The organism is Ruegeria sp. BG3 (assembly GCF_056538485.1).
The window spans coordinates 136,989-162,051 of record NZ_JBQFTE010000012.1 but is presented as its reverse complement, the minus strand read 5'-3'; the positions used below and the strand labels follow the sequence as shown (position 1 = coordinate 162,051).

The window sequence follows — 25,063 nt, the reverse complement described above, 5'->3', positions numbered from 1 at the left end:
TTTCTTAACTCCTTAGACACGTTGACGATAATGGTATTCCCCGACAATCTCCATCCCGAGCGCGCGGTAGAGGCCATTGGCCCCGTCGTTGGCCTTTGTACAGATCACGCTGAGCGTTTTCGCCCCGTTGTCCCGCGCCCAAAAGGCTGCTGCCCGCATGGCCCATTGGCCCAGACCCTGGCGGCGGTGATCGGGCAAGATTTCAAGCGCATGTACCATGGCCACATCGCCTTTCATGGCCATGAACACAGTTCCCGCCGGGCGATCGGAATGCCGTAACAGGAACGCGGTCTTGGGGGTCGCAGCACGCGCCATCACGGCCAGACGTTCAGGGCCGATACCGCCCTTGGCCCAGATCTCCTCCATGACTGCAAGCGGTGGCCAGATGCCGAACGCGGTCACGCGGGGCAGAGGCTGATCGGTCAGCTGTTCCGGCGGGCAGGCGTAGATGTTGACCGGGTCCAGAACTTCATAGTCACGTGCATCCAGTTGAGCGTCGAGCTTGTGGTCATCGGGCCACAGACAAAAGATGCGTTTCTGGCCCATGACCCGCATGGCAACCTCGGCCGCGAGAATATCGGCCTCGGTCGCGTCACCCAGCGCATTGGCGGCAGACACGCGCGAACCACCCCCCTGCCCTTCGCGCAGGCGGAAGGGGCCAAGGGCCTCATAGCGCGCAGCGGGCCATGTTCCGTCAACGATGTCGGGCCAGTTGATGCTCACAACTCGAGCTCTTTTGCCAATTGGGTCATGGCCGCGTCGATGCGCGCACCCTCGGTGCCTCGGATCACCACGTTGGCTCCGAAGACCCCGTTGATCTGAAACGGATAGCAGCCGATGGACAGGTCCGAGAACGTCTCGGCCAGTGCAGACAGCGTCGCAGCGATGTCGCCTTCGCCCCGATCCACCCGCAAGGTCTGAGACAACAGCGGGCTACCGCCCGTCAGACCCGGCAAAACACTGGCCACCATGGCTTGGAAGACCGAGGGCACCCCGGCCATCACATGCACGTTTTCGATGGTAAATCCGGGCGCGGTTGAGACTGGATTGTCGATCAATGAAGCGCCGTCAGGAATGCGGGCCATACGCAGGCGGGCCTCATTCAACTCCAGCCCTGACTTGTCGTAATGCGCCTGCAACAGCGCGCGCGCATCGTCGCGCACGTCAATTGGGGTGTCAAAAGCGCGGGCGATGCAATCGGCGGTGATATCGTCATGTGTCGGCCCGATGCCGCCGCTGGTGAAGACATGGTCGTGGGACCCCGACAGCGCCTTGACCGCCGCCTCGATCGCCGGGGCGTCATCGCTGACAATACGCACTTCTTTCAGGTCGATGCCATGCTTGGTCAGTTCCCCCGCAAGGTAATGCATATTCGCATCGCGCGTCCGGCCCGAGAGGATCTCATCCCCGATGACAAGCATTGCAGCGGTTGGATTGGCCATGGCGCGCGCCCCCTCTTGATCGGCTGTTGGGGCAGGTATAGGCCGTGGGGCATGAGATTTGAAACCCCCCTTGTCCCCGCCCGCTTGATCCGCCGCTATAAACGCTTTCTGGCCGATTGCACGCTGGAGGATGGGCGTAAGGTGACAGCCCATTGCGCCAACCCGGGCTCGATGATGGGGTTGGCTGAACCGGGCGAGAAAATCTGGTTGGAGCCCAATGACGATCCGAAGAAAAAGTTGAAACATGGGTGGCGGCTGGTCGATCACGAGAATGGCCATTTCACCGGCGTTGATACTTCGGTCCCTAACCGGGCACTGCGCGCGGCATTGGAGCGTGGCGAGATCCCCGAACTGGCCGTCTATGAAACCCTCCGGGCCGAGGTGAAATACGGCCAGAACAGCCGCATTGATTTCCTGCTGACCCAACCCGGCCTGCCGGATGCCTATGTCGAGGTCAAAAGCGTCACCCTCTCCCGCCAGCCCGGTCTTGCCGAGTTCCCCGACAGCGTCACCGCTCGCGGCACCAAACATCTGCATGAACTGGCCGCCATGGCCGAGCAGGGCCACCGCGCGATCATGCTGTATCTGGTGCAACGCACCGATTGCGACCGCTTCACGCTGGCGGCCGATATCGACCCCGCCTATGCGGCGGCCTTTGAGGCAGCGCAAACGCATGGGGTTGAGCGGTTGGTCGTCGGTACCACCGTCTCGCCACAGGGGATCGAGGTCGATGCGGCAAAGCGGTGGACTATCGGCTAAGGCAGGATCGTGAACTCTCCCAGATAAGCGCCCGACCCGGGTGTATAGCCGCGATAGGTGCCATCCTCTACCTGCCCCACCACAGCGCAGAGGTCCTGATCTTTGCGGAACGTCTCCCAGCGGCTGCAGATCCTGTCACTTTCCAACCACCAGACGCCAGTGTCCCGGCCAAGCCGAGGGATCTCGACTTCAAAACTCTGGTCGGCGTTCACGCGTGCCGTGCCGGTGACGCCCGCGCGGTTCAGTGCAATCTTGCGATCCAGTACCAAAAGCGCCGCAAGCTGATCCTGCGTCAGCATCGTTACCTCTTCGCGGCAACCGCAGGTCAGAACGACCAGAAGAGCAGCAATCGCTCTGACCATCTCAGCCCCAGTTTCCACCGAAAAAATTTCAGGGGCACAGTGGCGCAAACCGGCGCGTATGACCACGTGCACGCGGGATGATCAACGGAATTTGAACCCTACGCGTTTCGTTTAGGCCTGATCATTGAAGACTTCAGGCCAAAGATCGGCGTCCAACCCTTTCACAAACGGTGCGAAGTGATCGGCCACAGCCTGCCACCCCCCGACCGAAGCGGTGTTGACGGGTTTACGAGCCTGAAGGTTGCTGGCCGTTCTGATCGCATCCGAGGATTTGTCGGGCGATAGCATCGCCTTTTCAAAAGGCACGTCGCAAAGCTGGGCCAGCTCCTTGGCGCCGTCCTCCAGATTATTCACCAGATGTTCGTAGCTTATGTCATGGACCCGCCCCGGAAGCACGGCATGCCAGTGCTGAATATAACGGCGATAGCGGTTTGCCTCGGCTGCCATCCAGCTCAGATCATGCGTGTAGTACAGGCCACCCGCTCCGAAATGCGTGCGCCACATCGACAGCGCCACATCGCGCGGATCGCGCATGACATTCAGGATCACAGCGTTCGGAAAGGCCTGCGCAATCGGCCCCAGAAACGCGTAGTTACCCGGAGCCTTGTCGACAAAGGCGCGCGTTCCTTCCGCCGTCTGGGGCAAATTATCCGCGTAGTAATCGGCCAGCTCCTGTGCGTCACTTCCAGCACCCGACTGGCTTTCGGCCTTGCGGGCCCAGTGATGCACGCCTGCCAGCTCTCCCAGCCCCTGAACGGCGGAGTGTGAGGCCAGAATCCTCTCGATCAGAGTTGTGCCGGAGCGTGGTAAGCCGACCACAAACACTGGCCGCGGGATATCGGTGCGCGGCGCTGATGCAGGGGCGGGCAGAGGCGTGCTCAGACGCTGGCGGCAGGCTTTCTCGGCCCGGGTTTCCCAGCTTTTGAACCCATGCTGCAACTGATCATGCGCCTTGCGCAGCTGAAGCATCTCGGTCGCGGTATCGCCATCCTGTTTCGCAAGGCTCGCGGCGGCGAAATGCACAGTGGCTGCGGCTTCCCGATTGGCGTTGCCCGCCTCAAGCAGTTTAGAGGTCAGAGCCTGCAATTCCGCCCTATCCTCAGCCGACAGGTTCGGCAGAGTTGCAGCGAACTCCAGCGTTTCGGGATCCTCGGGCGCCAGCGCAAAGGCGGCGCGGCCATGGGTTAGAGCCTCAGACATACGCCCCAAACCGACGAGACCCTTGGCCAGTCGCAGCTGACCGTAGTGGAATTTCGGGTGCTTCTCGGCCACGGCCAACAGGACGTCGATGGCCTGATCCCACTGGTGCATCTCATCCAGAATATCGGCCTTCAGGCAATGGGCCTGCAGATTGCCGTTTTGATGGCGCAGAACCTCATCAACATCTACCAACGCCTCGCTCAGTTGACGCTCCTGCAACAGGGCCATGGCGCGCACATAACGTTGCGGTGGGGTCAGAGGGGCCTTGGCCCCAACTTTATTCATCAGGGTTAGCGCCTTGCCGGCATCGCCGCCCTGAACAAGGCTCAGCCCGAAATTCTGGATCAGGTCGGGGTTCTCCGGCTCCATCTTCCAAGCGCGCTCCAGATGGGTCTGTGCCTGTTTGAATTCCCCCTGGTGAATGCATGCAAGACCAGCCATCTGCGGAAACGCGGGCATTTTGGGCCATTTCTTCCCGGCCTTGACTGCACGCTTCAGCGCCCTGTCCGCGCGCCCGGTCTTGAGCATTTCACTAATGGTGGCAATCTCGGCCCTCAGCTGGTCGGCTTTCTGCATCTGACTGCCCTTCTTCTATTTTAACGCCCGAGAACTATCTTACCCGTGCTAGTTTATATCGCTGTACGCGTCCACCTGTGATCGGATCGTCAACCATCCTAGATACAGGCTGCGACGCTGCACCCTCTGGAACTTTCTGCACAAGCAGCGTAAATAGAGCACTGCGCGAAACATTTGGAGCCTCGCATCCATGAAAGAACACCGTGGCCGCCTGACCAAGGACGGTATCCGCATTTACGAACAAGCTGACTTTGCCGGCATGCATGCGGCAGGGGCTTTGGCTGCGCGGATACTGGATGACATCGCGCAACATGTCTTCCCCGGCCAAACCACCGGTGCGATCGACGGGATCATCACCCAGATAGTCGAGGACGCAGGAGCGACTTCGGCGACGATTGGCTACAAAGGCTACCAGCACGCCAGCTGTATCAGCGTGAACCACGTGGTTTGCCACGGCATTCCCGGTGAGAAAAAGCTAAAGGACGGGGATATCCTGAACATCGACGTCACCGTCATCGTGGACGGCTGGTTCGGCGACACCTCGCGGATGTATGTCGCAGGCAAACTGCCACGTAAGGCGGAGCGTCTGATTCAGGTCACCCATGATGCCCTGTTCAAAGGCATCGAGATGGTCAAACCGGGCAACACGTTCGGCGATATCGGCCATGCGATCCAATCCTATGTCGAAGCGCACCGCATGAGCGTTGTCCGCGATTTCTGTGGCCACGGGCTTGGCCGGGTGTTCCACGCGCCGCCAAACGTGCTGCACTATGGCCGCCCCGGCACCGGTTCCGTTCTGGAAGAGGGAATGTTCTTCACCATCGAACCGATGGTCAACCTGGGCCGCCCTGAGACCAAGACTCTCGCCGATGACTGGACAGCTGTGACCCGCGACAAGTCGCTCTCGGCACAGTTCGAACATTCGGTCGGTGTAACCGCAGATGGGGTCGAAATCTTTACCCTGTCACCCGGCGGCACCTTCCATCCGACCTATTCTTCGTGATCGGCAGCCTGATCCCGTAGCACTTTCAGCAGCATCGTCTCAGCCCCCCACGGCGTGATCGCGTCGTGGATGAACACCGGCGCGCGTGCAGGTTTGCGCGGCGGGCCGGTTTCTGTGTCAGTGTCCTGAGCTAAACCCCAGAACAAGGGCGGTAGGGCGCGGTCCATGCCAGAAGCCTAGCACAAACCGGCCCGCGCCTCAAAACCGGATCACGATGGCGTACAGCTGCCTCTGTCAAAACGCTGCGAAGTGCCTTTGATCATCATGTCATATTCGAGACTTACAAGATCAACGGCAAAGTTGACGACCTGACCATCCTGAATCAGCAAAAACGTCAGGTTGTCCAAACCCGGCAGGATGTCCGCCTCACCCTGCAGATCTCCGACAGTGATGTGCCCTTTGTTGGACCCGCCCGAACGGGCCAACGTCACGCTTGATTGATCCACAGACGAGGTGCAATTGGCCGTAAATTCATTCGCATCGAGTTTTGTTTGCCCTGCAACAACAGGGGAGGAGCCCAGCACGATGGCCGAGGTCAGGGCAGCTCTGAGAAGCATAGAGAGTCCTTTAAGGGTTGTTCCGCGTTTCCACGGCGCGTAGATGCGAAATTGGCCGCAATTTTGGCGGAGATGCGTCAAATTGCTGGCCGCCCGCATTCAATTTTAAAACGAATTAGGACGGTCAGGATCAACCCACATGATCAATTGATTGAAGCATCAGTGAGATATGCGTGTCGCCGTATTTTCGACTGTCCAACAACTGGAATCCATCCGGTGTCTGCATCGGGGCGTTTTCTTCCCACACGATAAACGCCCCCTCAGCGATCCATCCTGCCTCGGACGCCTTGGCCAGCGCTTTTTGGCCCAGAGACTTGCCGTAAGGCGGGTCCAGAAAGATCAGGTCGTACGGCGCATTGGGGTTTTCACCCAAACGCGTCGCATCCCGGCGGATCAGATCGGCCCGATCTGTGCTGCGGGTCAGGTCGATATTCTTGCGGATCAGGCCCTGCGCGACACGCCCGTCATCCACAAAGGTGACGTAGTCAGCCCCGCGCGACAGCGCCTCAAGCCCCAGCGCGCCAGTGCCTGCGAACAGGTCCAATACACGCAGACCGTCAAAATCGATCTGATGGCTCAGGACGTTGAACAGGCTTTCACGCACTCGGTCGGTGGTGGGACGCAAATGGGCACCCGCATCCCCTTTGCCGACCGAGGCCAAGGCACGACCCCGGAACTCTCCGGCGATGATCCTCACGCTTTGAGCAACGGTTTCAGATCCGCAGCCGGATCGGCCACCACGGCAGGATCAGCGGTTTTGCCCGCGTCGATCAGGCGCTTGCCAACCATATAGGCGCGCGGGTCGTTCATCGCGTCGACTGCAATCAGCTGGTCACCCTTGTAGTACCAGAACGACACGGTCTGACCTTCGCCCTGACGGGTGACAACCCGATCATAACCCGTATTCAGACCTGCGATCTGCAGTTTCACGTCATACTGATCCGACCAGAACCAGGGCGTTGCTGTATAGTCCTTGGCCGCCCCCAGCATGTTCTGAGCCACGATCTCAGCCTGATCGATTGCGTTGGGCACGCTTTCCAGACGAATGCGCCCCTCGCCATGTGGGAAAGAGGCGCAATCCCCCGCCGCCCAGATCGACGGATCAGAGGTGCGGCCATGGGTGTCGGTTTTGATGCCGTTGTCCAGTTCAAGACCAGCCATCTCGGCCAGTTGGCTGGACGGCGCGATGCCAACGCCGACGACCACAAAATCAACCTCGATTTCGGTTCCATCCGTCAGAACTGCGCCGACGACCTTGCCGTTTTCACCGATCAGACGATCAAGGCCCACGCCCTCGCGGATGTCCGCGCCGTGACCCGTATGTAGCGCGCGGAAATAGTCGCTGGTTTCCTTGGCGGCGACGCGTTGCAGGATACGCTCGGCCATTTCTACCAGTGTCACCTTGACCCCGCGCTTGGCACACACGGCTGCGGCCTCAAGCCCGATATAGCCACCGCCTACGATCAGTGCCCGCGCGCCCTCGGTGACCCGAGGCTCCATCTCGTCGATATGAGCCAGATCACGTACCACATGAACGCCCTGAAGATCACCGCCGATAGAGGCAGGCAGATAGCGCGGGTCCGACCCGGTGGTCAGCGCCAATTCATCATATGAGATGACTGCATCCCCCAGGGTCACAGTCTTGGCCTTGGGGTCAATTGCACTAACGCGCTGCCCCAAACGCAGGGTGATGTTGTTGTCGGCATAGAAGCTCTCGGGGCGCAGAAACAGGCGCTCCAGCTCCATCTCGCCCAACAGATAAGCCTTGGACAAAGGCGGGCGCTGGTAGGGCAGGTGCGGCTCGGCCCCGATCAGGGTGATATCCCCTTCAAACCCATCCTTGCGCAGTTTCGCAACAAGCGACGATCCGGCTTGCCCAGCGCCGATCACGACAATATGGCTCATGTTCATCACACCCTGTCGAATTCTCATGGTTACTTTTGTCCGACCACCTATATTGCGGCATAGCCCGACTCTGCAAATCCAAACGACAGGAGCTGATAAATGATTACAACAGGTGAGATGCTGCCCGACGCCACACTGACCCAAATGGGTGCGGAAGGCCCCGAAGAGGTTCGGATTTCCGACAAAACCGCGGGCCGCAAAGTGGTGATCTTTGCTGTTCCCGGCGCGTTCACACCGACCTGTCATTCGGCACATGTGCCCAGCTTTATGCGCACCAAGGATCAGTTCGCAGCCAAGGGCGTGGATGAGATCATCTGCATCTCCGTCAACGACCCCTTCGTGATGAAAGCCTGGGGCGAAGCGACCGGCGCAACCGAGGCCGGCCTGACCCTGCTGGGCGACGCCGCGTCTGAGTTCACAAAGGCCATCGGTATGGATTTCGACGCCCCACCAGCCGGGCTGCTGGCGCGTTCGCAGCGTTACGCGATGCTGGTCGAAGATGGCAAGGTCACTGCGCTAAACCTGGAAGAAAGCCCCGGCGCTTGCGAGATTTCAGCCGGTGAAGGCTTGCTCGAAGTAATCTGACCTTGTTTGGCCCCGGCTAAACCGGGGCCGTCCTAACCCTATTTAACTTGATACAACGCCCCAGTGTGCGATTATCAAAGGCACATAGCTGGGGAGTATGTTTATGTATCTCAAAGCCATTTCACTCATTCTGGGCGGCGCAGGCCTTCTTGCAGCTTGCGGCCCGGCCCCAACACCACAGCAACAAGCGGCACGGCAACATGAAATCGCCTGCCTGAGCGGTACCTTGGGTGGCGCGCTGATCGGAGGCGCAATCGGCAATCAGTTCGGAGGCGGTTCAGGCAAGTCCATTCTGACGGGTGCAGGTGCGGCTACCGGAAGTATCAGTGGCGCAAGATTCGCATGTTGAGGGGGACAGCTATGAAAAGAATAATCTGTATCGCCGCGCTTGTGATAGCCAGTGCCGCAGCTGCGGACGACGTGGCAGAGTTGAATGAAAAAGAGCTGACAGCCATCGACTCGAACAACGATGGCTTTCTGTCCAAGGACGAGTTCAATGCCTTTTCAGACTACGCCTTTCAGGCGATGGACGAAGACAAGAACGGCACACTCGGCCTGTCCGAGGCCAAACCCTTCCTGGACATAAAGCAATTTCAGGACGTTGACCGGAACGGCGACAGCCTTATCTCAAGAGCGGAATACGATGCGCAGATGAGCGACGATTTCGACTCTGCGGACAAGGATGGAAACGGCCGGTTGGACTAACCCCGGAGGGTGAGATGAACAGATGGATCTGGATCGGCGCGCTGGCCGTATTGGCGGCTTGTGACGTACCGCAGGCCCCGGTTGTGACCGGTCCCGACGGGCAGGCCCGGATTCAGATCAACACCAGCGGGCTGACCTGCTATGAGAGGCGGTGTCTGGACATCAACCCAGCGGCGCGCAGTGTCCGGTCTATCGGAAACAAAACGACCCGCATTCCTGGCAATATCGACGTCAGTAGTGGCACGGTCACGCCGGATGAATTCCGCCAGATGGCGATCACGGCATCCTTGGCTGGCGGCATCGGGTCCGGACAGGATCGCGACTAGACCAGTCCGTCCATCTTGCGCGCCAGTTTCGCATCCAGCGAAGACAACCCGCCGACGTCATGGGTGGACAGCACGACCTCGACCGTGCGGTAAACGTTGGACCATTCTGGGTGGTGGTTCCATTTTTCGGCCCAGATCGCCACTTGAGTCATCCATCCAAAGGCGGCGACGAAATTGTCAAAGATGAACGTTTTGGTGATCGCATCCCGGCCCTCAACCATCGTCCAGCCATTGTTGAACAGCGGATCAAGAAGGGGGCCACGGGTCTCGGTCGACAAAAGCTCGGTCATTGCTGTTCCTCCGGGTTCGATTTTCTGAACGGACCGTAATCCGTCAGAATCTCAATCTCTTCTCCCACCGCGCGGCCTTCAGCGTCCAGATATTTTTTGACGGCATCGGCGAATCCCGGATCGGCAATCCAATGAAGGCTATGCGTGCGTGTTGGCAGGTAGCCACGTGCGAGCTTGTGTTCGCCTTGCGCTCCGGCTTCGACCCTTTGCATGCCATGCGCGATGGCAAAGTCGATGGCCCTATAATAGCACAGCTCGAAATGCAGGCAGGCATGATGTTCCACGCAACCCCAGTAGCGACCATAGAGCGTCTCACGCCCGATGAAATTCAGCGCCCCCGCGATGGGATACCCATCGCGTTCTGCCAGCACCAAAGCCATATCAGCGGTCATCGTCTCCTGCGCGATATCGAAGAACTGGCGCGTCAGGTAAGGTGATCCCCACTTGCGCGCGCCGGTGTCCTGATAGAACCGCCAGAAGGCATCCCAATGCTCGGGCCGGAGGTCATCGCCGGTCAGGGTGCGGATCTCACCACCGAATGCGTTGGCCTGAGCACGCTCCTTGCGGATGTTCTTGCGCTTGCGTGAGGACAGCGCGGCTAGAAAGCCGTCGAAATCCGCGTAGTCGTCATTCAGCCAATGAAACTGCTGAGAACTGCGCAGCATAAGGCCCATCTGCTCACCCGCCAGCGCCTCGTCTTCGGTACAGAAGGTCGCGTGAAGCGACGAGACCTGATTGTCTGCCGCCAGTTGCACAGCGCCTTGCACCAGCGCGGACATCCCAATCCCTTCATATCCTGGACGCACCAGAAAGCGCCGCCCGGTGGCGGGCGTGAAAGGGGCCGCAATCTGTAGTTTGGGATAGTACCGCCCGCCCGCGTTTTCGTACGCATGGGCCCAGCTGTGGTCGAAGATATACTCACCCTGACTGTGCGATTTGGCATACATCGGCGCCGACGCGATCAACATCCCATCCAGATAGGCCGTCAGATATTGAGGCTGCCACCCGGTGCCCCGCCCAACCGAGCCGCTATTTTCCAGGGCCAGCAAAAACCGGTGCGTGGTAAAGGGATCCAGCGGACGCCCGCCATCCGCCGCCTCAGGGCAGGCGCAGGCATCCCACTCGGCCGCAGAGATTTGCGAGAGTGATCCAAGTACCTGAATTTCGATCTGCGCCTGATCCATGTGCCCTCCGCGTCTGGTCTTTATCTGTGACGAGGTGCGACAGGTTCAACCCGGATGCTTGGCCAGATACCCCTCAAAGGTCACATTGTCGGCAACGGCGCGGGCCTCTGCCTCTTGTTCAGGCGACTTTACCGTCCAACACAGGATCGGCACACCACGCGCTTTCAACTCGGCCACGCGCGGACGGTCCAGATCATGAACCTCATGGCTGATGAAACTGGCCCCAACCCGGTCGAAATCGGGAATGTCGCGCAGGTGATCACACACCGATTGCGGCAGCAGCTCGACACTTGGCTTATAGGAACAAGTCACGATCCCGCGCGGCAGATGCGGGGCCAGGCGGGCAACCTCGGCCACGCTGTTGGGGTTGAATGACATCAACGCCACTGAACCGTCGTAGCCTTCTAGCGCCCGCACAGCGTCCGCCTCAAGCGGGCCGACATTGGTGCCCATGGCTCCATCCTGATCCTTGAGCTCAATCAGGAGCGGGACTTTGCCCGCGACCATCTCAAGCACATCGTCGAGGGTGGGAATGCCATCCTCGGCATGCAGCAGCTGCGTGGCCTGCGCGCGCGCGGCCGAGATCTGCTGGATCGGGCCGGACTGCCCGGTCAGACGCGCCATGTCGTAGTCATGAAACACCATCGCACGGTTGTCCGAGGTCCGCTGCAGGTCAATCTCGATCCCGTAGCCGGCTTCGATCGCGGCGCGAATGGCCGCCCGGCTGTTTTCCGGGCGGTTATTTGTTTTGTCATGCAGCGCCCGGTGCGAGATCGGGGCCTCAAGGAACGCGGGCGGCAGAGCAGGTGTCATTGGACTTCGAAAATACCTTCGATTTCGACAGCAACACCCAGCGGCAGTGATGCAGCACTAACCGCCGAGCGGGAATGACGACCCGCCTCGCCCAGCGCCTCAACCAGGAAATCAGAAGCACCGTTGATCACCTGCGGCTGCGCGGTGAAATCAGCAGTCGAGTTCACAAAACCGGTCAGCTTGATCACCCGCACCAGTTTCTCGATATCCCCGTCACAGGCTGCTTTGACCTGAGCCAGCAAGTTGATCGCACAGACCTTTGCTGCCGCCGCACCCGCGTCGACGTCCATGTCATCGCCCAATTTGCCGGTGATCAGGTCGTCCGCTTTGGATATCTGACCCGAGACATAGATAATGTTGCCCACGCGCACGAAAGGCACATAGTTTGCGGCCGGGGCCGGTGCGTCTGGCAGCGATACGCCCAGGCTTTGCAGTTTTTCCGAGATGCTCATGTGATTGTCCTCACCCAAAATCGACTCGGGCGGACGCTAACCGGGATGATGCGGCTGGGAAAGCCGGAATCCGATTTTTCTGGCCGTCCCGCTCAGTGGGCATATCCTGTCCTATTTCGAACTGTTGAAGTCGTGTCACTTTACCTTCGTTGAATTACCGGGTTTAACGCTATGTGTTTCATTCAAGCTCTGAAACCTCTATGTGACAACAACTTGTGTCGGTTGGACACTCAGGTATTGATTGATCGCCCAAGCGTCGTGCCGGGCCGTATTGGAGTAGCTAAGACCGTGTTGAGCAAATTTGGCTTCAAACATCTTGTTGTTCTGTCACTTATGGCTGTGTTGTCGGCCTGTGCGACGCAACCCCCGGAACAGGCTGCTCGGGGAGAGATTTTCGACCCCTATGAAAACGCCAACAGGGGCATTCACAAGTTCAACCTTGGCGTCGACAGGTTTCTGTTTCGCCCGGCCTCGAAAGGCTATGTGAAGATCGTCCCTGATCCGATGGTGACGAGCTTCAGTACCTTTGCGGAAAACATCTCTCTGCCCGGTCAGGCGGTGGATTACCTACTGCAGGGTAACCCCAAACAGATGGGCAACGCGCTGCTGCGGTTTGTGATCAACATGACTGTGGGTGGCTTTGGCCTGTCGGCTCCGGCAGATGAGCTGAACCTGCCCCCCGTAGATACTGATTTCGGCGAAACCCTCCACGTCTGGGGTGTCGGGGAAGGCGCCTATGTCGAGCTGCCGTTCTATGGCCCATCGACTACCCGTGACGCTGTAGGTGTCGTTATCAATCTATTCTCGAACCCGATCAACTTCACACCGGTACGCCCTGCGGACAATCTGGGGGTTTATGCCGAAGTCGTACGTCGGATGGGGGATAGGGGTCGTTTTTCTGATACAGTGGACTCGATTCTCTACGAAAGTGCCGACAGCTATGCGCAGGCCCGACTGATCTACCTGCAAAACCGCCGCTTCGAATTGGCACGCGACGACGAGGACGCCTTCCTGGATCTCTATAACGATCCATATGCCGACGCCGGAACCGACCCTGTTAGTGATCCCCTTCTCGACCCCTACGAGGACCCTTATGCTGAGTAACGCTTTGAACCGAAGACATTTCCTAAAAACCTCTGTGGTCGGAGCAGCTATTGTTGCCCTGCCTTTGCCCGCTCTGGCCCTGACCGAGGCGGGTGCCAAACAACTGGTCAACAGTGTTGTCGCGGATATAAACCGCGTGATCGCCTCGGGTAAATCCGAAAAGGCAATGCTGCGCGATTTCGAGAAGATTTTTGTGCAATACGCTGATGTTCCGATCATGGCGCGCTATGCGCTTGGGGCGGACGCCCGTTCTGCCTCTCCGGCGCAGTTGAGACAATTCACCAAGGCGTTCCAAGGCTATATCTCGCGCAAATACGGACGCCGGTTCCGCGAATTCATTGGCGGCCAGGTGGATGTGCGAAATGCGCGTAGAATCAAAGCCGGTTATGAAGTGCGCACCTCGGTCAAGCTGCGGGGATCGTCGCCCTTTGACGTAACCTTCCTGGTTTCTGACAAATCCGGTCGCGACAAGTTCTACAACATGTTCATTGAGGGCGTGAACTTGCTGCTGACCGAGCGTACCGAAATCGGGGCGATGCTGGATGCGCGTAAAGGCAACCTGAACCAGCTTATCAAAGACCTCAACAGAACCGGGTAGCACCGCCTTTTTGTGTGCCTAAACGCCTCCGCGCTCTGTGCGTCGGAGGCGTCTTCGTTTCTATACCCACAAGAAAGTCATTTTACGTTGTGACCTAACACGCGCCGAAGTTGATGCGCCGCTTTCCAAAGCTCTCACTAAAACTAAGCTTGTACCCCGCTCCACGCCCAGCCCGCGGACCCTCTAGGGCATGTAACTTCGGACCAAAGCGCTGGCGATCAAAGCCCATCCATCTGCGATCACGAAAAACGCCAGCTTGAACGGCAGCGAGACGATTGCAGGCGGCACCATCATCATGCCCATCGACATCAAGACGGCGGCCACAACCAGGTCAATGATCAGAAAAGGCAGGAAAATCAGGAACCCGATCTGAAACGCCCGAGCGATTTCAGACAACATGAAGGATGGCATCAGAATTGAAAGTGGAGCATCTGGAGACAGGACCATCCCCTCGCCTCCGGGGCGCAGAGCGGCCATGGATTGAAACGTCTCAACATCCAGTCGCGCGGCCATGAACTCTCGGAACGGGTTCAGGGCGTGTTCCAGAGCCGTTTCAACCTCAAGCGTTTCATGGATCAAAGGCTCAATACCAATAGTCCAGGCTTCGGTAAAAACCGGCTCCATGATGAAATAGGTCAGGAACAGCGCAAGGCTGACGATCAGCATATTCGGCGGAGATTGCTGCAACCCGATACCCTGTCGAAGGATCGCGAGAACCGTGATCAGGAAGGGAAAACAGGTGATCATGATCGCCAGCCCGGGCGCAAGGCTGAGAACGGTAATCAGCAAAATCAACTGGATCGTCCGGGCCGAGATGGACCCGCCCTCCCCAAGCGACAGGGTCACGTCTTGAGCCGCAGCCAGCGAGGGCAGCATTGCCACCACCGCAACAATCAGCCAAAGCCACAGGCGCATCAGCCGATCCCGTTCTGTAAATCCGCGATTTCCGTCAGACGTACGGCCAGTTGACCAGCCTGATCGCCCTCCATCTCCTCCAGAAGGCCACGGGCAACCAGTTGGTCACCGACATAGAGGTCCACGGGGTCTTCGATCCGTTTGTCCAGCGTCAGCACCGCATTTTCGCCCATATTCAGCAGGTCCCGGATCAACGGGCGGGCGCGGCCGACAGAAACTGTGACTTCGATCGGGACCGCACCAAAGGGGTTGGTTTTCTGGGGTTGGGTATCAGTCATGGGTCAAAGCCTCTTTCGCCTCAAACATGTAGGAGTCAAATGCCTGCTGCACCGAGTTCAGCAGATCCACGCAATCCACCTCGCGCCGCGAGATACCGACCTGCAGCCGCGCTTGTCCGGATTGCAGCGAGGAATCCTCGATTACGCGCGGAGGCTGAGGCATATCCGATGACAGCAAGCTTTCGACCTCGGCTGCGCGCCCTTCGGGCACAAGTACCTGGATGGGTTGGTCGATCTGGGTTCGTGCCATGTCTTGCAACTGTTCCGACAGGCGGTGAGCAAAGCTGCGGTCGATACAATCCGGCAGCACCAGATTCACTAGGCTTTGGAACATCGGCTCCAGCGACAGGATCATGCGGGTCAGCGCTTCGTGATAGGTAAAGGACATATCTTCCAACGCCTTGGCCAGTTCCGCCGAGACCTGTCCCCGGTTCTGCTCCTGCGCTTGAACGGCGTCTTCCCATCCGGCCCCGTAACCTTGTTCGAAGGCAGCCAGGCGCTGTTCCTCTAGCGCGTCTTCGTCCAGAAGATGCAGCTTGCCGCCTTCGACCTGCCCTGTGAAATCCTCAAGAAGGTGCGCAATCGACATCAGACCCGCTCCTCGCCTTCTTCAAGCCAACTGCGCAGGATCTCGACCGTTTCTTCCTGCTTGTCACCGATCATCGCCCGCAACCGATCCACAGGGTCTGCGTTGCTGTCCGACCCAAGCGCCGGCACGCCGGCCGACTGCGCTTGTCCTGGCAGAGCCGTGAACTCGGCCGACTCATCTGGCGCGATCTCACCGACCAGAACCTGCGCATCCTGTGCGTCACCACCACCCGCAGGCAACAACGCGGGGGCTGTCGCTGGTTTCATCAGGATGGGGCGAATGACGAACAAGGCCAGAACCAGCGAAACAAGTGCAAGCACCGCCATCTGGATCAGAGACATCGCGTCCAGATGAATATTCTGCCACAGGGAGGACGAAACCAGCGTTCCCTGCGGCTCTACCACCGGCAGATCAAGCGATTTCAACGTGATCACATCGCCCCGAGCTGCATCGAAGCCAACGGCTGAGGCCACCAGCTCCTCAAGCGCGTCAAGCTCGGTCTGAGGGAGGGGTTCAAAGCTCTCAGCCCCGTTTTCATCTACCGACCGGAGGCCATTGACCAACACCGCGACTGTCAGGCGCTTGATGGCTCCGGGTGCGTTGTGAACCTCAAGCTCCGTTTCTGAGACCTCATAGTTCACGCGCTCGCGGGTCTGCGTCGCGTTTGAGTTCGATTCGTCCCCGCCCGCGCCGTCACCATCCGGCAGGTTGGAGGCAACCGTCACATCGCCGGACTGATTGCGCGCACTGTCTGAGCGTTCCTCGACATCTGTACTGATCGCGACTCGCCCTTTGGGATCAAAGCGGCGTTCGCGGATGGATTCGGTTTTGGTTACCGTGTCTACACTGACCTCAACCACTGCGTTTCCGGTGCCCACACGCGCCTCGACAAGACGCAGCACGCGTTCGCGCAACTGACGGGATTTGTCATCTGCCGTGTCAGCCGCAACCGCCGTGTCATGACCGCCAATCACGGCGCCGCTTGAATCCACAACCGTCACGTTTTCCGGCGCAAGCCCGCTGACCGCAGAGGCGACCAGAAAGCGAATCGCCTTGGCCTGATCGCCCGTTATCTGCGCGCCCGATGGAACCAGATACACCGAGGCCGTGGGCGCAACGCTACGCTGAAACGGGTTGGCCGAGCCATTTGCGATATGCACCCGCGCCTGACTGACATGAGGACCACCGACGATGGTGCGCGCCAGCTCACCTTCTTTTGCGCGCCAATAGGCGGCATCGAACATCTGCGAGGTGGTGCCAAACCCGCTTAGCGAATCGAGCAGCTCATAGCCACGATTGCCATTGGCAGGCAGGCCTTCGCTGGCTAGGGTCATGCGCAGCTCATCCCGCTGCGAGCCGGGCACGTAGATTGAGCCGCCCCTGATCTCATATGTGACGCCGCGCTGATCGAGTGCACGCACGATATCGCCCGCGGCTCCGCTTTCCAGCCCTGCATAAAGAAGGGTCATGGACGGCGCCGTCACAAGACGGGACATCCCGAGAACCCCCAGAAACACCAGCGCAACCGCGCCGACGACTATGATTTGCTTTCGCCTGTCCAAACTTGCCCAGACAGTTCCGATCTGCTGCACGCTCACCTCCGACTCGCCGACATTCTGCCCGGCGCATCCCTTGTTTGAACGATTGCCCTTAACAATCGGTTAGTCCCTGCCGGGTTATGACAGCTTCAGATCGAATGAATGAGGACGTCATGACTGACGCTACAGCAGAAAAGGCAGAAGCCCCTAAGAAATCAGGAAAAATGGGTCTGATCGTCGGGGTGATTCTGGCCCTCGTCGGGGCGGGCGGCGGCTATTCCGCGACCACATCCGGGCTGTTGCCCTTTGGGGCTAAACCCGAAAAGGCGGAATCGATGGATGCTGAAAAAGACAAACCGGCCAAGGCCCTGCCGGATGTGGGATTCGTCGATCTTCCGCCCGTGATTCTGTCGGTGAATGCGGGTGAGTCACGGCATCTGAAATTCCACGCGCAGCTCGAAGTTAACTCGGCCTACATCAGTGATGTGGAAAGAATGCAACCGCGAATCATGGATGTGCTGAACGGGTACCTTCGCGCGCTGGAGGTTTCGGATCTCGAGGACTCTCTGGCGCTGGTGCGTATCCGGGGACATCTGCTGCGGCGCATTGAAATCGTCATCGGAGAGGGTCGTGTGCGCGACGTTCTGGTGATGGAATTTGTTCTGAATTAGGAGGCGAAATTGGAGCTTATTGCAGATATTTTGCTGGTCGCAGGCGCGCTGGGTGCCGGTCTGTATTGCTGTGTCCTGTCACGCCGCCTGAAACGGTTCACGGATCTGGAACAAGGCGTGGGTGGGGCCGTCGCGGTTCTGTCCACCCAGGCGGAAGAGTTGAAAAAGTCGCTGGACAGCGCGCGGGCGGCCTCGGACCAATCCGGGGATGAGCTGAGAGAGTTGACGGAGCGCGCGCAATCGGTTGCGCAGCGGCTCGAACTGATGATGGCTTCAATGCACGACGTCATCCCAGAAGAAAAGGCCGCGCCTGAACCGCCCGCGCCGGAGATATCGTCGGAGCCGGACGAAGAGGTTGAGGGCAAGGCCGAGCCTGAGGAGGCACCTGACACTCAGGAATCGGATATGGTCGACACACCCGCCGACGAGAGCAAGTCTGACCAACCAAACAAGGCACCTGAAGGTTTGATGTTCTTCCGGCACAAACGGCAGGGTGTGGAGGCCGCGGAATGAAACGCTCTGCCAAGCAGAAAGGCAGAGCGCGACCCCGCGGCGGCGTGTTGGCGGTGATTGCGCTGTTGATGATCGGGTCCGCCGCGATTCGCCTTGGGCTGGAAGCCGGGCCCGCATTGGCCAAGACAGTTGAGCCAACAAAGTCCGAAGAGCCGCCTATGTCAAAACCCGCTCCGGATTTGCAGGTGCTTTTGAACGAACTTCTGCGCCGCGAAAAACGCCTGAAACAGCGGGAAGAAGCCTTGGAAGAAAAGGAAAAGGCTCTTGAGATTGCGCATGAGGCCATCGACACGCGCTTGGCTGCACTACAACAAGCCGAGGAAAACCTGCGGGAAACACTGGCATTGGCGAACAAGGCCGCTGAAACGGACCTGACCCGGCTGACGGACGTCTACCAAAACATGAAACCCAAAGATGCCGCCGCCCTGTTCGAGACGATGGATCCCAGCTTTGCGGCCGGTTTCTTGTCTCGCATGCCCGCCGATGCCGCAGCGGGTGTGCTGGCCGGTCTAAGTCCTGAAGCCGCCTATACGATCAGTGTCGTCATGGCGGGTCGAAATGCCAATGCCCCACAGGAATAATTGCATGCTTTTCAAAGCTATTTGGACACTTGTCGGAGATCGCAAATGATTGGAATTGTTGGAATTGTCGTCATCTTTGTGATGGTGTTCGGCGGCTATCTGGCTGCTGGCGGCAAGATGACGATTATCATGAAATCCCTGCCGTTTGAGATGATGATGATCGGCGGTGCCGCTGTCGGCGCCTTTCTGATCAGCAACGATATGGGCGGGATCAAACACACGATCAAAGACATGGGTAAGGTCTTCAAAGGGGCGAAATGGAAACCCGAAGACTACCGTGACCTTCTGTGCCTTCTATTCTCTTTGATCCGCATCGCACGCGCGAACCCGGTCGAGGTTGAACAGCACATTGAAGACCCCGAAAACTCGAGGCTGTTTTCCGCCTACCCGAAAATCCAGTCCGACAAAGAAGCCGTGGACCTGATCTGTGACACGATGCGCTCGGCTGCGCTGAACTATGACGACCCCCATCAGGTCGAAGAAGTTCTGGAAAAGCGGATGGAGGCAAATTTTCATCACGCCATGCATTCCAGCCACGCACTGCAAACCGTTGCCGACGGCTTGCCTGCCCTCGGGATTGTCGCTGCCGTTCTGGGCGTGATCAAAACGATGGGATCAATTGACCAGCCACCCGAGGTTCTGGGCAAGCTGATCGGGGGAGCTCTGGTCGGGACATTTCTAGGGGTGTTTCTGGCCTATGGTCTGGTGGGGCCCTTTGCGGGCAAGCTGAAAACCGTCGTGGAAGAAGACAATCACTTCTACCAGCTGATCAAAGAGGTTTTGGTCGCAAACCTACACAACCACAATGCCGCAATGTGTATCGAGGTCGGCCGCCAGAACACACCAACCCACAACCGGCCCGGCTTCTCGGAACTTGAGGACGCCCTCAAAGAACTCAAACAGGCGGCGGCATGAAAGGCCTAGCCCTCTTCACGTCGATCCTTATCGCTGTGGCAACCTCGGCGACTGCTGAAACGCTGGTTGTCCGGTCCGGGGAACATGACAGCCATACCCGCCTCGTCGTAAAGGTTCCGCCGGGCACCGGGTGGGTTCTTGCGCGCCGAAAGAACGGGGCGCGGCTGACCGTTTCAATCGACGACGTCCTGTTTCAAACAGAAGGCGTGTTTGGAAGGCTGACATCCAACCGCCTCTCCGCCCTGTCTCAATCGGAACCAGGTGCCGCGCTTGACTTGGAATTTGGCTGCGACTGCGTGGCCACGGCCTTTCTGTTTCAACAGTCAATGATCGTTGTGGACATTTCGCAGGGCACTTTGCCTCCACCTTTGACAGCCAACATCCCTCTGCCACCGTCTCTGCCGCCGTTGGAAGTAGAAGATCCGCCTGAACCCTTGGCTTTGCCACTTTTGACGCTGAGCCAACAGGGTTTCAAAGATCAACTCTCAGCCAGGCTGCTGCAAGGTGCGGACCGAGAGGTCCTCGACCTGGACCTGGCCGCCATTGGACCTCGCACATCAACACCCCCGAACAACACGGACGTGCTGCCGAATTTTGCAGCGAATATGAATGTCTCAACGATTGTGGACGAATTGGAAGGTCTACTGGGCCCCGATATCCCTCAAATTGAAAAACGTCCCGCCTGCATAAGCAGCGCTCGGCTGGGGTTCGACACATGGTCCGACGCACGCCCGTTTGACGAACAGATCGCCGATCTGCGCTCTGGCTTGTATCAGGAGTTTGACCGCGTGGACACCGACCAGGCCTTCAAGCTGGCGAAACTCTACGCTTATTTCGGGTTCGGAGCGGAAGCTGTCTCCACGCTTGAGCTGGTTGAAGACCAATCCGAAGAGAAAAACTGGGTGCAAGCCATAGCCGGGCTTGTGGATCACCGTGAGCCCGCAGAAGATAGTCCGTTTCGGGGTCTTCAGCGCTGCAGTAGCGATGCGACTTTCTGGTCAGTACTCGGTGAGCAAACGCTGAGCCCGGATGCCGATCTGGACGCAATTGAGCAGTCTTTTTATAGCCTCCCCCAACACTTGCGTCGCAGTTTGGGCCCAAGATTGTCATCGATTCTGGTCGAAGCCGATAAGTTGGAGGCGGCGCGTCGAGTGATGCGTTCCGTTGACCGCGTTGAAACGGAGGAACAGCCCAGCGTGGCCAAGGCTCAGATCGCTCAGGCCGAAGGCGACTCTGAGGTGGCCGATGCCATCTTGGAAGAGGTGATTTCTACGCCGGAAACCGCAACAGATGCCCCTCTGGCCTTGGCGCGCTTGATCGAGAAACGCTGGGCAGAGCGGGGGGCGGTATCCCCGCAGGACGTTGCCCTTGCCGCAGCCTACGCGTTGGAGTTTCGTGGATCTGAAACCGGACCAATGATGCAGCACGCACATATCGTTGCGCTGAGTTTGAACAATGAGTTCGATACGGCCTACGACCTGATCCAAGCTCTTCCCGAGGGTGATGATCGCGCGGATGTTCTAAACCGCCACACACATCTGCTGGAAGAAAGGTCAAACGATGTAACCTTTCTGAAACAGGTGCTGTCCATGTCTGATAGCGACTCGATGGCTTTGACCACGCAAGCCGCTATTGCAGTGTCAGATCGGTTGGGCGCTTTAGGATTTGCGGCTCAAAGTTCTGCCTTTGCAAATCGGACACATGACACGACGGACCGATCCCAACGGGCCCGATTGCGCGCGCGCGCGGCACTGTTGGACGAAAAACCGCACAAAGCGATGCTGGAACTGTCCGATGATGCCTCAGCGGCCGCCGATACCCTGCGCGCTCAGGCATTGGCGGCGATCGGTGATCTGGACGCGACGGCAGAGCTGAACCGAGACCTCGGCGAAACCGAGGTTGCGAACCGGTATTTCTGGTTGGCTGGATTGCCCGAAAATATTGAACCTGAAGGACGATTTGCGAATCTGGCCGAAATCTCGGGCAAGCTTGCCTTAGCGCCTCGTCGTCTTCTTGAGGCGCCTCTGGCCGATGCCAACAGCCTACTGGCTGACAGTGAAGAGACCCGAGCGCATATCGCCAACCTTTTCGGTTTACTCTCCGATCCAGAACGCGCGCCCGATGAGGGGGCGGATCCCAACCAATGACACCAAAGGTCTAGCGCAGATTCCGATAAATTTGTTTTCACTCTAATAGCTTAGTTCCCCTTAGTGCCACGCTGGATAAATACCTTGATGAAAATTCTGACAGGACTTCGCGCGTTCCTTCGACCGTTTGCCACAAAGAAACATGACCAACTATACGCCGCCGACCAAGGAAGTTGGCGACTTGCTGAGAGGTTCCGATAACAAAGCTTTCCCAAAAGCGCCTCGGCACAAGACAATTTGCTTTCCGAGCCTGTGCATGGTTCACGGCTTGGAAAACGATGTAAAGGTCCATGTCCAAGCGTGTTTGTCTCTAATCCGTCGCTCTCGCCGTGACCAACATTACTGGGTTTGAATCCTGAGCCTCAATCCTGTGCGATTTGGGAAATGGGTCTCAGGCGCGCTTAGTAGTTCTGCAAAAGAATGAACATCGGTGGTCTGCGAAACCCACGAAAAACGCGATTGCACCCCATAGCGATACTCGGAGAAGACAAGACTCCAGATCGCGATAGAACGGCGCTCTGCCACTGGTGTTTTGAGGAGAGCAGAGCGCCAACAACACGGTTAATCAGTAGGGCGCCTCGACGTCGTTCATCGAGACGTAGACCGTTTTCATCTCGCTGAAATGGTTGATGGCGAGCTTCGAGTTTTCGCGACCGACACCCGACATCTTGGACCCACCGAACGGTGCCTCCACCGGGGCAAGGTTGTAGGTGTTGATATAGCAAGTCCCAGCCTCGAACCCGGCGACGATACGATGGGCGCGGGTCAGATCGTTGGTGAAGACCCCGGCCGCAAGACCAAATTCTGTGTCATTGGCGCGGGCCAAGACTTCTTCTTCGGTGTCGAAATCCAGAACGGACATGACCGGGCCAAAGATCTCTTCGCGGGCGATGGTCATTTCGTCGGTGACATCGGCGAACACAGTGGGTTGCATGTAGAACCCCTCGCCCTCGATCCGTTCTCCTCCATAAACCAGACGCGCGCCTTCGGCCGTGCCCTTTTCCACGTAGCCCAGCGCGATGTTCATCTGATTTTCGCTTACCATGGGGCCAAAGTTGACCTCTTCATCCAGCGGATCGCCAATCTTGGCGGTTGCCAGACGTTCGGCCAAGCGGGTCAGAAACGCCTCTTTGATCCCTTTCTGGACGAATACGCGGGTGCCGTTGGAACAAACCTGACCCGAGGAATAGAAATTGCCCAGAATCGCGCCCGAGACCGCGTTCTCGATATCGGCGTCATCAAACACGATCATGGGGGATTTGCCGCCCAGCTCCATTGTCACGTGCTTCATGCCATCGGCGGCCGCGGCATAGACCTTGCGGCCCGTCGGCACCGAGCCGGTCAACGACACTTTGGCAACGCGCGCATCGGTCACCAGCGATGCGCCTACATCGCCATAGCCCTGAATCACGTTGTAGATGCCCTTGGGTGCTCCTGCTTCGATCAGGATCTCAGCGACTTTCAACGCGGAGAGCGGGGTCGTCTCGGACGGCTTGAACACCATCGTATTACCGCAGGCCAACGCCGGCGCACCCTTCCAGCAGGCGATCTGGGTGGGGTAGTTCCATGCGCCGATCCCGACGCACACGCCCAGCGCCTCGCGGATGGTGTAGACGAAGTCTCCGCCGCCCAGAGGGATATGTTCACCGGTCAGGGATGCGGCCAGACCTCCGAAATACTCCAGCGCATCCGCGCCCGAGGTCGCATCGGCCACCAGCGTCTCTTGCAGGGGTTTACCGGTGTCATGCGTTTCCAGCACCGAGAGGTCGTGATTGCGGTCGCGCATGATGTCTGCGGCGCGGCGCAGAACGCGGCCACGCTCGGTCCCGGACATGGCTGCCCATTCCGCTTGCGCCGCTTTTGCACTGTTCAAAGCCTGATCAACGATTTCGGGCGTGGCTGAATGCAGCCGGGCAATGACCTCACCGGTTGCAGGGTAGATCACATCAATCGGCGCGCCGTTGGTGTCTTCTACGTATGCGCCATTGATGAAATGGCTCGCCTTGGGCTGAAATTTCATGCCGGGTTCCTTTTCCGAAGCAATTTTCCAAGCGTGTATCTTTTGTTGATTGGTCAGTCAATAAAACTGAATCACGGCAAACTCCCGCTGATGTGAATCGCCGTGCTCTTGAAAAAAAGAGTTAATGTTCTATTTATGTTCCACATAGTCAGAGGAACATTCCGATGTCTTACCACGCACGAAATCAGGCCCTAAACGGCCCTTCGAACGACTACCACCTGCTGCCGGTCACAGATCGGCAGATGCGCTATGCCCGCGCCATCGCCGAGCAGACCGCACTGGAAATCCCAGTTGAGGCGCAACGTGACCGCAAGTCCATGTCTGCTTGGATCTCGGCTCACAAGCCCGAGGATCCATCGCCCTTTGCCAACTACCCGACCGGCAAACAAGTCGCCTTTGCTGAACGGATATCGCGCAGCAAACGTCGCCCGATCCCGTCCGAGTGCTTTCGCGACAAACAGTTGATGTCGCGTTGGATCGACCAGAATAAATAGAGCCTAATGCGCGTGGTTTCGCGAATAAAGCGACACAGCAGCCGCAACAAACATGCCCAAAAGGATATACCCCGTGACGGCCTCGGACACGGCCAAGCCGCGGCATAGGCCTGTGGGGCTCATGTCGCCATACCCAACCGTGGTGAAGGTGACATATGAGAAATACAGGATATCAGCAGGGCCTTCCGCCCCGAGAACGCAATTGTCGTTGTAGCCAAAGGCCCCGTAGACGGCAGCAAACAGGAACGGCACGACCTGAATGAAAGAAACGCCCATCAGGAACAACAACCTGCGCGGCGACTTCACCTGGGTCATGTAGTACCACGACTGCGACACCAGCCAGATCAGCAACGCGACCGAGGCAATGGTGCCGATCGTGTCCCCTGCGGTGGTTTCGCTCAACCGCGACAGGCCGAACCATGCTAGAAAACTGGCCAGCACCAACCCGGCAGCGGCCAGAAAGGTCGATTTCCACTCCGCCAGAGTTGTCGGTTTGCGGGTCATTGACGCTCCATCACAGCAGTTCGAGGATGATCATCGG

The 25,063-nt window shown here is 58.4% G+C and carries 32 protein-coding genes; 14 read left to right on the top strand and 18 right to left on the bottom strand.

The genetic code is table 11. The features are described from left to right. Positions 1 to 12: 12 nt before the first annotated feature. Positions 13 to 723: a GNAT family N-acetyltransferase gene (locus ACR0AI_RS19010; RefSeq protein WP_480676362.1), complete on the bottom strand. Its 711-nt coding sequence runs from the start codon at positions 721 to 723 to the stop codon at positions 13 to 15. Further along, entirely contained in the window at positions 720 to 1,442 is a 723-nt protein-coding gene (locus ACR0AI_RS19005; RefSeq protein WP_480676360.1) for a competence/damage-inducible protein A, read from the bottom strand. The genes ACR0AI_RS19010 and ACR0AI_RS19005 overlap by 4 nt, the downstream gene beginning before the upstream one ends. A gap of 51 nt (positions 1,443 to 1,493) precedes the next feature. On the opposite strand from ACR0AI_RS19005, the gene sfsA reads away from it, so the two are divergent. Beyond that, positions 1,494 to 2,201 carry a DNA/RNA nuclease SfsA gene (gene sfsA / locus ACR0AI_RS19000; RefSeq protein WP_480676358.1) on the top strand — a complete coding sequence of 236 codons (708 nt, stop codon included), beginning with the start codon at positions 1,494 to 1,496 and terminating at the stop codon, positions 2,199 to 2,201. Here the strand turns inward: sfsA and ACR0AI_RS18995 are convergent. Together ACR0AI_RS18995 and ACR0AI_RS18990 are read right to left on the bottom strand one after the other, a co-directional pair. Beyond that, positions 2,198 to 2,563: a hypothetical protein gene (locus ACR0AI_RS18995; RefSeq protein ID WP_480676356.1), complete on the bottom strand. Its 366-nt coding sequence runs from the start codon at positions 2,561 to 2,563 to the stop codon at positions 2,198 to 2,200. The genes sfsA and ACR0AI_RS18995 overlap by 4 nt on opposite strands. 111 nt (positions 2,564 to 2,674) lie before the next feature. Then, positions 2,675 to 4,339, bottom strand: coding sequence for a tetratricopeptide repeat-containing sulfotransferase family protein (locus ACR0AI_RS18990; protein ID WP_480676354.1), 1,665 nt, complete (start codon positions 4,337 to 4,339; stop codon positions 2,675 to 2,677). Positions 4,340 to 4,529: 190 nt separating this feature from the next. Between ACR0AI_RS18990 and map the strand changes: the two genes are divergently transcribed. Then, positions 4,530 to 5,342, top strand: a complete 813-nt coding sequence (gene map / locus ACR0AI_RS18985) for a type I methionyl aminopeptidase (RefSeq protein ID WP_480676352.1) — start codon at positions 4,530 to 4,532, stop codon at positions 5,340 to 5,342. On the opposite strand, the gene ACR0AI_RS18980 is transcribed toward map, so the two are convergent. The 4 genes from ACR0AI_RS18980 to ACR0AI_RS18965 form a co-directional block, all read right to left on the bottom strand. Further along, entirely contained in the window at positions 5,330 to 5,509 is a 180-nt protein-coding gene (locus ACR0AI_RS18980) for a hypothetical protein (protein ID WP_170379405.1), read from the bottom strand. The genes map and ACR0AI_RS18980 overlap by 13 nt on opposite strands. A 42-nt stretch (positions 5,510 to 5,551) precedes the next feature. After that, positions 5,552 to 5,899, bottom strand: coding sequence for a hypothetical protein (locus ACR0AI_RS18975; protein ID WP_480676350.1), 348 nt, complete (start codon positions 5,897 to 5,899; stop codon positions 5,552 to 5,554). 130 nt (positions 5,900 to 6,029) lie between these two features. Then, positions 6,030 to 6,596, bottom strand: a complete 567-nt coding sequence (gene rsmD, locus ACR0AI_RS18970) for a 16S rRNA (guanine(966)-N(2))-methyltransferase RsmD (protein WP_480676348.1) — start codon at positions 6,594 to 6,596, stop codon at positions 6,030 to 6,032. Next, on the bottom strand, positions 6,593 to 7,804 hold the full coding sequence (locus ACR0AI_RS18965) for an NAD(P)/FAD-dependent oxidoreductase (protein ID WP_480676464.1): 1,212 nt from the start codon (positions 7,802 to 7,804) through the stop codon (positions 6,593 to 6,595). The genes rsmD and ACR0AI_RS18965 overlap by 4 nt, the downstream gene beginning before the upstream one ends. A 99-nt stretch (positions 7,805 to 7,903) precedes the next feature. Between ACR0AI_RS18965 and ACR0AI_RS18960 the strand changes: the two genes are divergently transcribed. The 4 genes from ACR0AI_RS18960 to ACR0AI_RS18945 all read left to right on the top strand — a co-directional run bounded on the left by ACR0AI_RS18960 (position 7,904) and on the right by ACR0AI_RS18945 (position 9,420). Next, positions 7,904 to 8,389: a redoxin family protein gene (locus ACR0AI_RS18960; RefSeq protein ID WP_480676346.1), complete on the top strand. Its 486-nt coding sequence runs from the start codon at positions 7,904 to 7,906 to the stop codon at positions 8,387 to 8,389. A gap of 103 nt (positions 8,390 to 8,492) precedes the next feature. Next, positions 8,493 to 8,738, top strand: a complete 246-nt coding sequence (locus tag ACR0AI_RS18955) for a hypothetical protein (RefSeq protein WP_170379414.1) — start codon at positions 8,493 to 8,495, stop codon at positions 8,736 to 8,738. An 11-nt stretch (positions 8,739 to 8,749) separates the two neighbouring features. Further along, a complete protein-coding gene (locus ACR0AI_RS18950; RefSeq protein ID WP_480676344.1) occupies positions 8,750 to 9,094 on the top strand; it encodes an EF-hand domain-containing protein in 345 nt (114 codons plus the stop codon). A 14-nt stretch (positions 9,095 to 9,108) separates the two neighbouring features. Next, positions 9,109 to 9,420 (top strand): hypothetical protein, encoded by a 312-nt coding sequence (locus ACR0AI_RS18945; RefSeq protein ID WP_170379420.1) that lies wholly within the window; start codon positions 9,109 to 9,111, stop codon positions 9,418 to 9,420. On the opposite strand, the gene ACR0AI_RS18940 is transcribed toward ACR0AI_RS18945, so the two are convergent. The 4 genes from ACR0AI_RS18940 to ACR0AI_RS18925 are packed head-to-tail and all read right to left on the bottom strand — an operon-like array spanning position 9,417 to position 12,159. Then, positions 9,417 to 9,710 (bottom strand): 4a-hydroxytetrahydrobiopterin dehydratase, encoded by a 294-nt coding sequence (locus ACR0AI_RS18940; RefSeq protein ID WP_170379422.1) that lies wholly within the window; start codon positions 9,708 to 9,710, stop codon positions 9,417 to 9,419. The genes ACR0AI_RS18945 and ACR0AI_RS18940 overlap by 4 nt on opposite strands. After that, positions 9,707 to 10,894: a GNAT family N-acetyltransferase gene (locus ACR0AI_RS18935; protein ID WP_480676342.1), complete on the bottom strand. Its 1,188-nt coding sequence runs from the start codon at positions 10,892 to 10,894 to the stop codon at positions 9,707 to 9,709. Before ACR0AI_RS18935 ends, ACR0AI_RS18940 begins: the two co-directional genes overlap by 4 nt. Positions 10,895 to 10,939: 45 nt before the next feature. Then, positions 10,940 to 11,707: a glycerophosphodiester phosphodiesterase family protein gene (locus ACR0AI_RS18930; RefSeq protein ID WP_480676340.1), complete on the bottom strand. Its 768-nt coding sequence runs from the start codon at positions 11,705 to 11,707 to the stop codon at positions 10,940 to 10,942. Continuing rightward, on the bottom strand, positions 11,704 to 12,159 hold the full coding sequence (locus ACR0AI_RS18925) for a RidA family protein (RefSeq protein ID WP_170555394.1): 456 nt from the start codon (positions 12,157 to 12,159) through the stop codon (positions 11,704 to 11,706). The genes ACR0AI_RS18930 and ACR0AI_RS18925 overlap by 4 nt, the downstream gene beginning before the upstream one ends. 333 nt (positions 12,160 to 12,492) lie before the next feature. Between ACR0AI_RS18925 and ACR0AI_RS18920 the strand changes: the two genes are divergently transcribed. Beyond that, a complete protein-coding gene (locus ACR0AI_RS18920; RefSeq protein WP_170473255.1) occupies positions 12,493 to 13,263 on the top strand; it encodes an MlaA family lipoprotein in 771 nt (256 codons plus the stop codon). Further along, positions 13,253 to 13,861 carry an MlaC/ttg2D family ABC transporter substrate-binding protein gene (locus ACR0AI_RS18915; protein WP_480676338.1) on the top strand — a complete coding sequence of 203 codons (609 nt, stop codon included), beginning with the start codon at positions 13,253 to 13,255 and terminating at the stop codon, positions 13,859 to 13,861. The genes ACR0AI_RS18920 and ACR0AI_RS18915 overlap by 11 nt, the downstream gene beginning before the upstream one ends. Positions 13,862 to 14,044: 183 nt before the next feature. Here the strand turns inward: ACR0AI_RS18915 and fliP are convergent, their stop codons facing one another. From fliP to fliF, 4 genes are read right to left on the bottom strand one after another with little or no spacing between them, the layout of a single operon-like run. Beyond that, complete coding sequence (fliP, locus tag ACR0AI_RS18910; protein ID WP_480676336.1) at positions 14,045 to 14,776, bottom strand: flagellar type III secretion system pore protein FliP; 732 nt, start codon at positions 14,774 to 14,776, stop codon at positions 14,045 to 14,047. Beyond that, positions 14,776 to 15,054, bottom strand: a complete 279-nt coding sequence (locus ACR0AI_RS18905) for a FliM/FliN family flagellar motor switch protein (RefSeq protein WP_480676334.1) — start codon at positions 15,052 to 15,054, stop codon at positions 14,776 to 14,778. The genes fliP and ACR0AI_RS18905 overlap by 1 nt, the downstream gene beginning before the upstream one ends. Next, positions 15,047 to 15,643 carry a FliH/SctL family protein gene (locus ACR0AI_RS18900; RefSeq protein ID WP_480676332.1) on the bottom strand — a complete coding sequence of 199 codons (597 nt, stop codon included), beginning with the start codon at positions 15,641 to 15,643 and terminating at the stop codon, positions 15,047 to 15,049. The genes ACR0AI_RS18905 and ACR0AI_RS18900 overlap by 8 nt, the downstream gene beginning before the upstream one ends. Further along, entirely contained in the window at positions 15,643 to 17,235 is a 1,593-nt protein-coding gene (gene fliF / locus ACR0AI_RS18895) for a flagellar basal-body MS-ring/collar protein FliF (protein ID WP_480676330.1), read from the bottom strand. The genes ACR0AI_RS18900 and fliF overlap by 1 nt, the downstream gene beginning before the upstream one ends. 119 nt (positions 17,236 to 17,354) lie before the next feature. Here fliF and ACR0AI_RS18890 point away from each other — a divergent pair, with 119 nt between their 5' ends. Genes ACR0AI_RS18890 through ACR0AI_RS18870 form a run of 5 tightly spaced genes read left to right on the top strand, consistent with a single transcriptional unit; the run spans position 17,355 to position 22,008 of the window. Continuing rightward, positions 17,355 to 17,852, top strand: a complete 498-nt coding sequence (locus ACR0AI_RS18890) for a flagellar basal body-associated FliL family protein (protein ID WP_480676328.1) — start codon at positions 17,355 to 17,357, stop codon at positions 17,850 to 17,852. A 9-nt stretch (positions 17,853 to 17,861) separates the two neighbouring features. Next, positions 17,862 to 18,365 (top strand): hypothetical protein, encoded by a 504-nt coding sequence (locus ACR0AI_RS18885; RefSeq protein ID WP_480676326.1) that lies wholly within the window; start codon positions 17,862 to 17,864, stop codon positions 18,363 to 18,365. Next, positions 18,362 to 18,946 (top strand): MotE family protein, encoded by a 585-nt coding sequence (locus ACR0AI_RS18880; protein WP_480676324.1) that lies wholly within the window; start codon positions 18,362 to 18,364, stop codon positions 18,944 to 18,946. The genes ACR0AI_RS18885 and ACR0AI_RS18880 overlap by 4 nt, the downstream gene beginning before the upstream one ends. 45 nt (positions 18,947 to 18,991) lie before the next feature. Next, complete coding sequence (motA, locus tag ACR0AI_RS18875) at positions 18,992 to 19,861, top strand: flagellar motor stator protein MotA (RefSeq protein ID WP_480676322.1); 870 nt, start codon at positions 18,992 to 18,994, stop codon at positions 19,859 to 19,861. Beyond that, a complete protein-coding gene (locus ACR0AI_RS18870) occupies positions 19,858 to 22,008 on the top strand; it encodes a hypothetical protein (RefSeq protein ID WP_480676320.1) in 2,151 nt (716 codons plus the stop codon). The genes motA and ACR0AI_RS18870 overlap by 4 nt, the downstream gene beginning before the upstream one ends. A 565-nt stretch (positions 22,009 to 22,573) precedes the next feature. Here the strand turns inward: ACR0AI_RS18870 and betB are convergent. After that, positions 22,574 to 24,028 carry a betaine-aldehyde dehydrogenase gene (gene betB / locus ACR0AI_RS18865; RefSeq protein ID WP_480676318.1) on the bottom strand — a complete coding sequence of 485 codons (1,455 nt, stop codon included), beginning with the start codon at positions 24,026 to 24,028 and terminating at the stop codon, positions 22,574 to 22,576. A 164-nt stretch (positions 24,029 to 24,192) separates the two neighbouring features. Here betB and ACR0AI_RS18860 point away from each other — a divergent pair, with 164 nt between their 5' ends. Further along, a complete protein-coding gene (locus ACR0AI_RS18860) occupies positions 24,193 to 24,522 on the top strand; it encodes a hypothetical protein (protein ID WP_170555375.1) in 330 nt (109 codons plus the stop codon). Between the two features lie 3 nt (positions 24,523 to 24,525). Here ACR0AI_RS18860 and ACR0AI_RS18855 read toward each other — a convergent pair whose 3' ends face one another. Then, positions 24,526 to 25,026, bottom strand: a complete 501-nt coding sequence (locus tag ACR0AI_RS18855) for a potassium channel family protein (protein WP_170379453.1) — start codon at positions 25,024 to 25,026, stop codon at positions 24,526 to 24,528. Between the last annotated feature and the right edge of the window lie 37 nt (positions 25,027 to 25,063).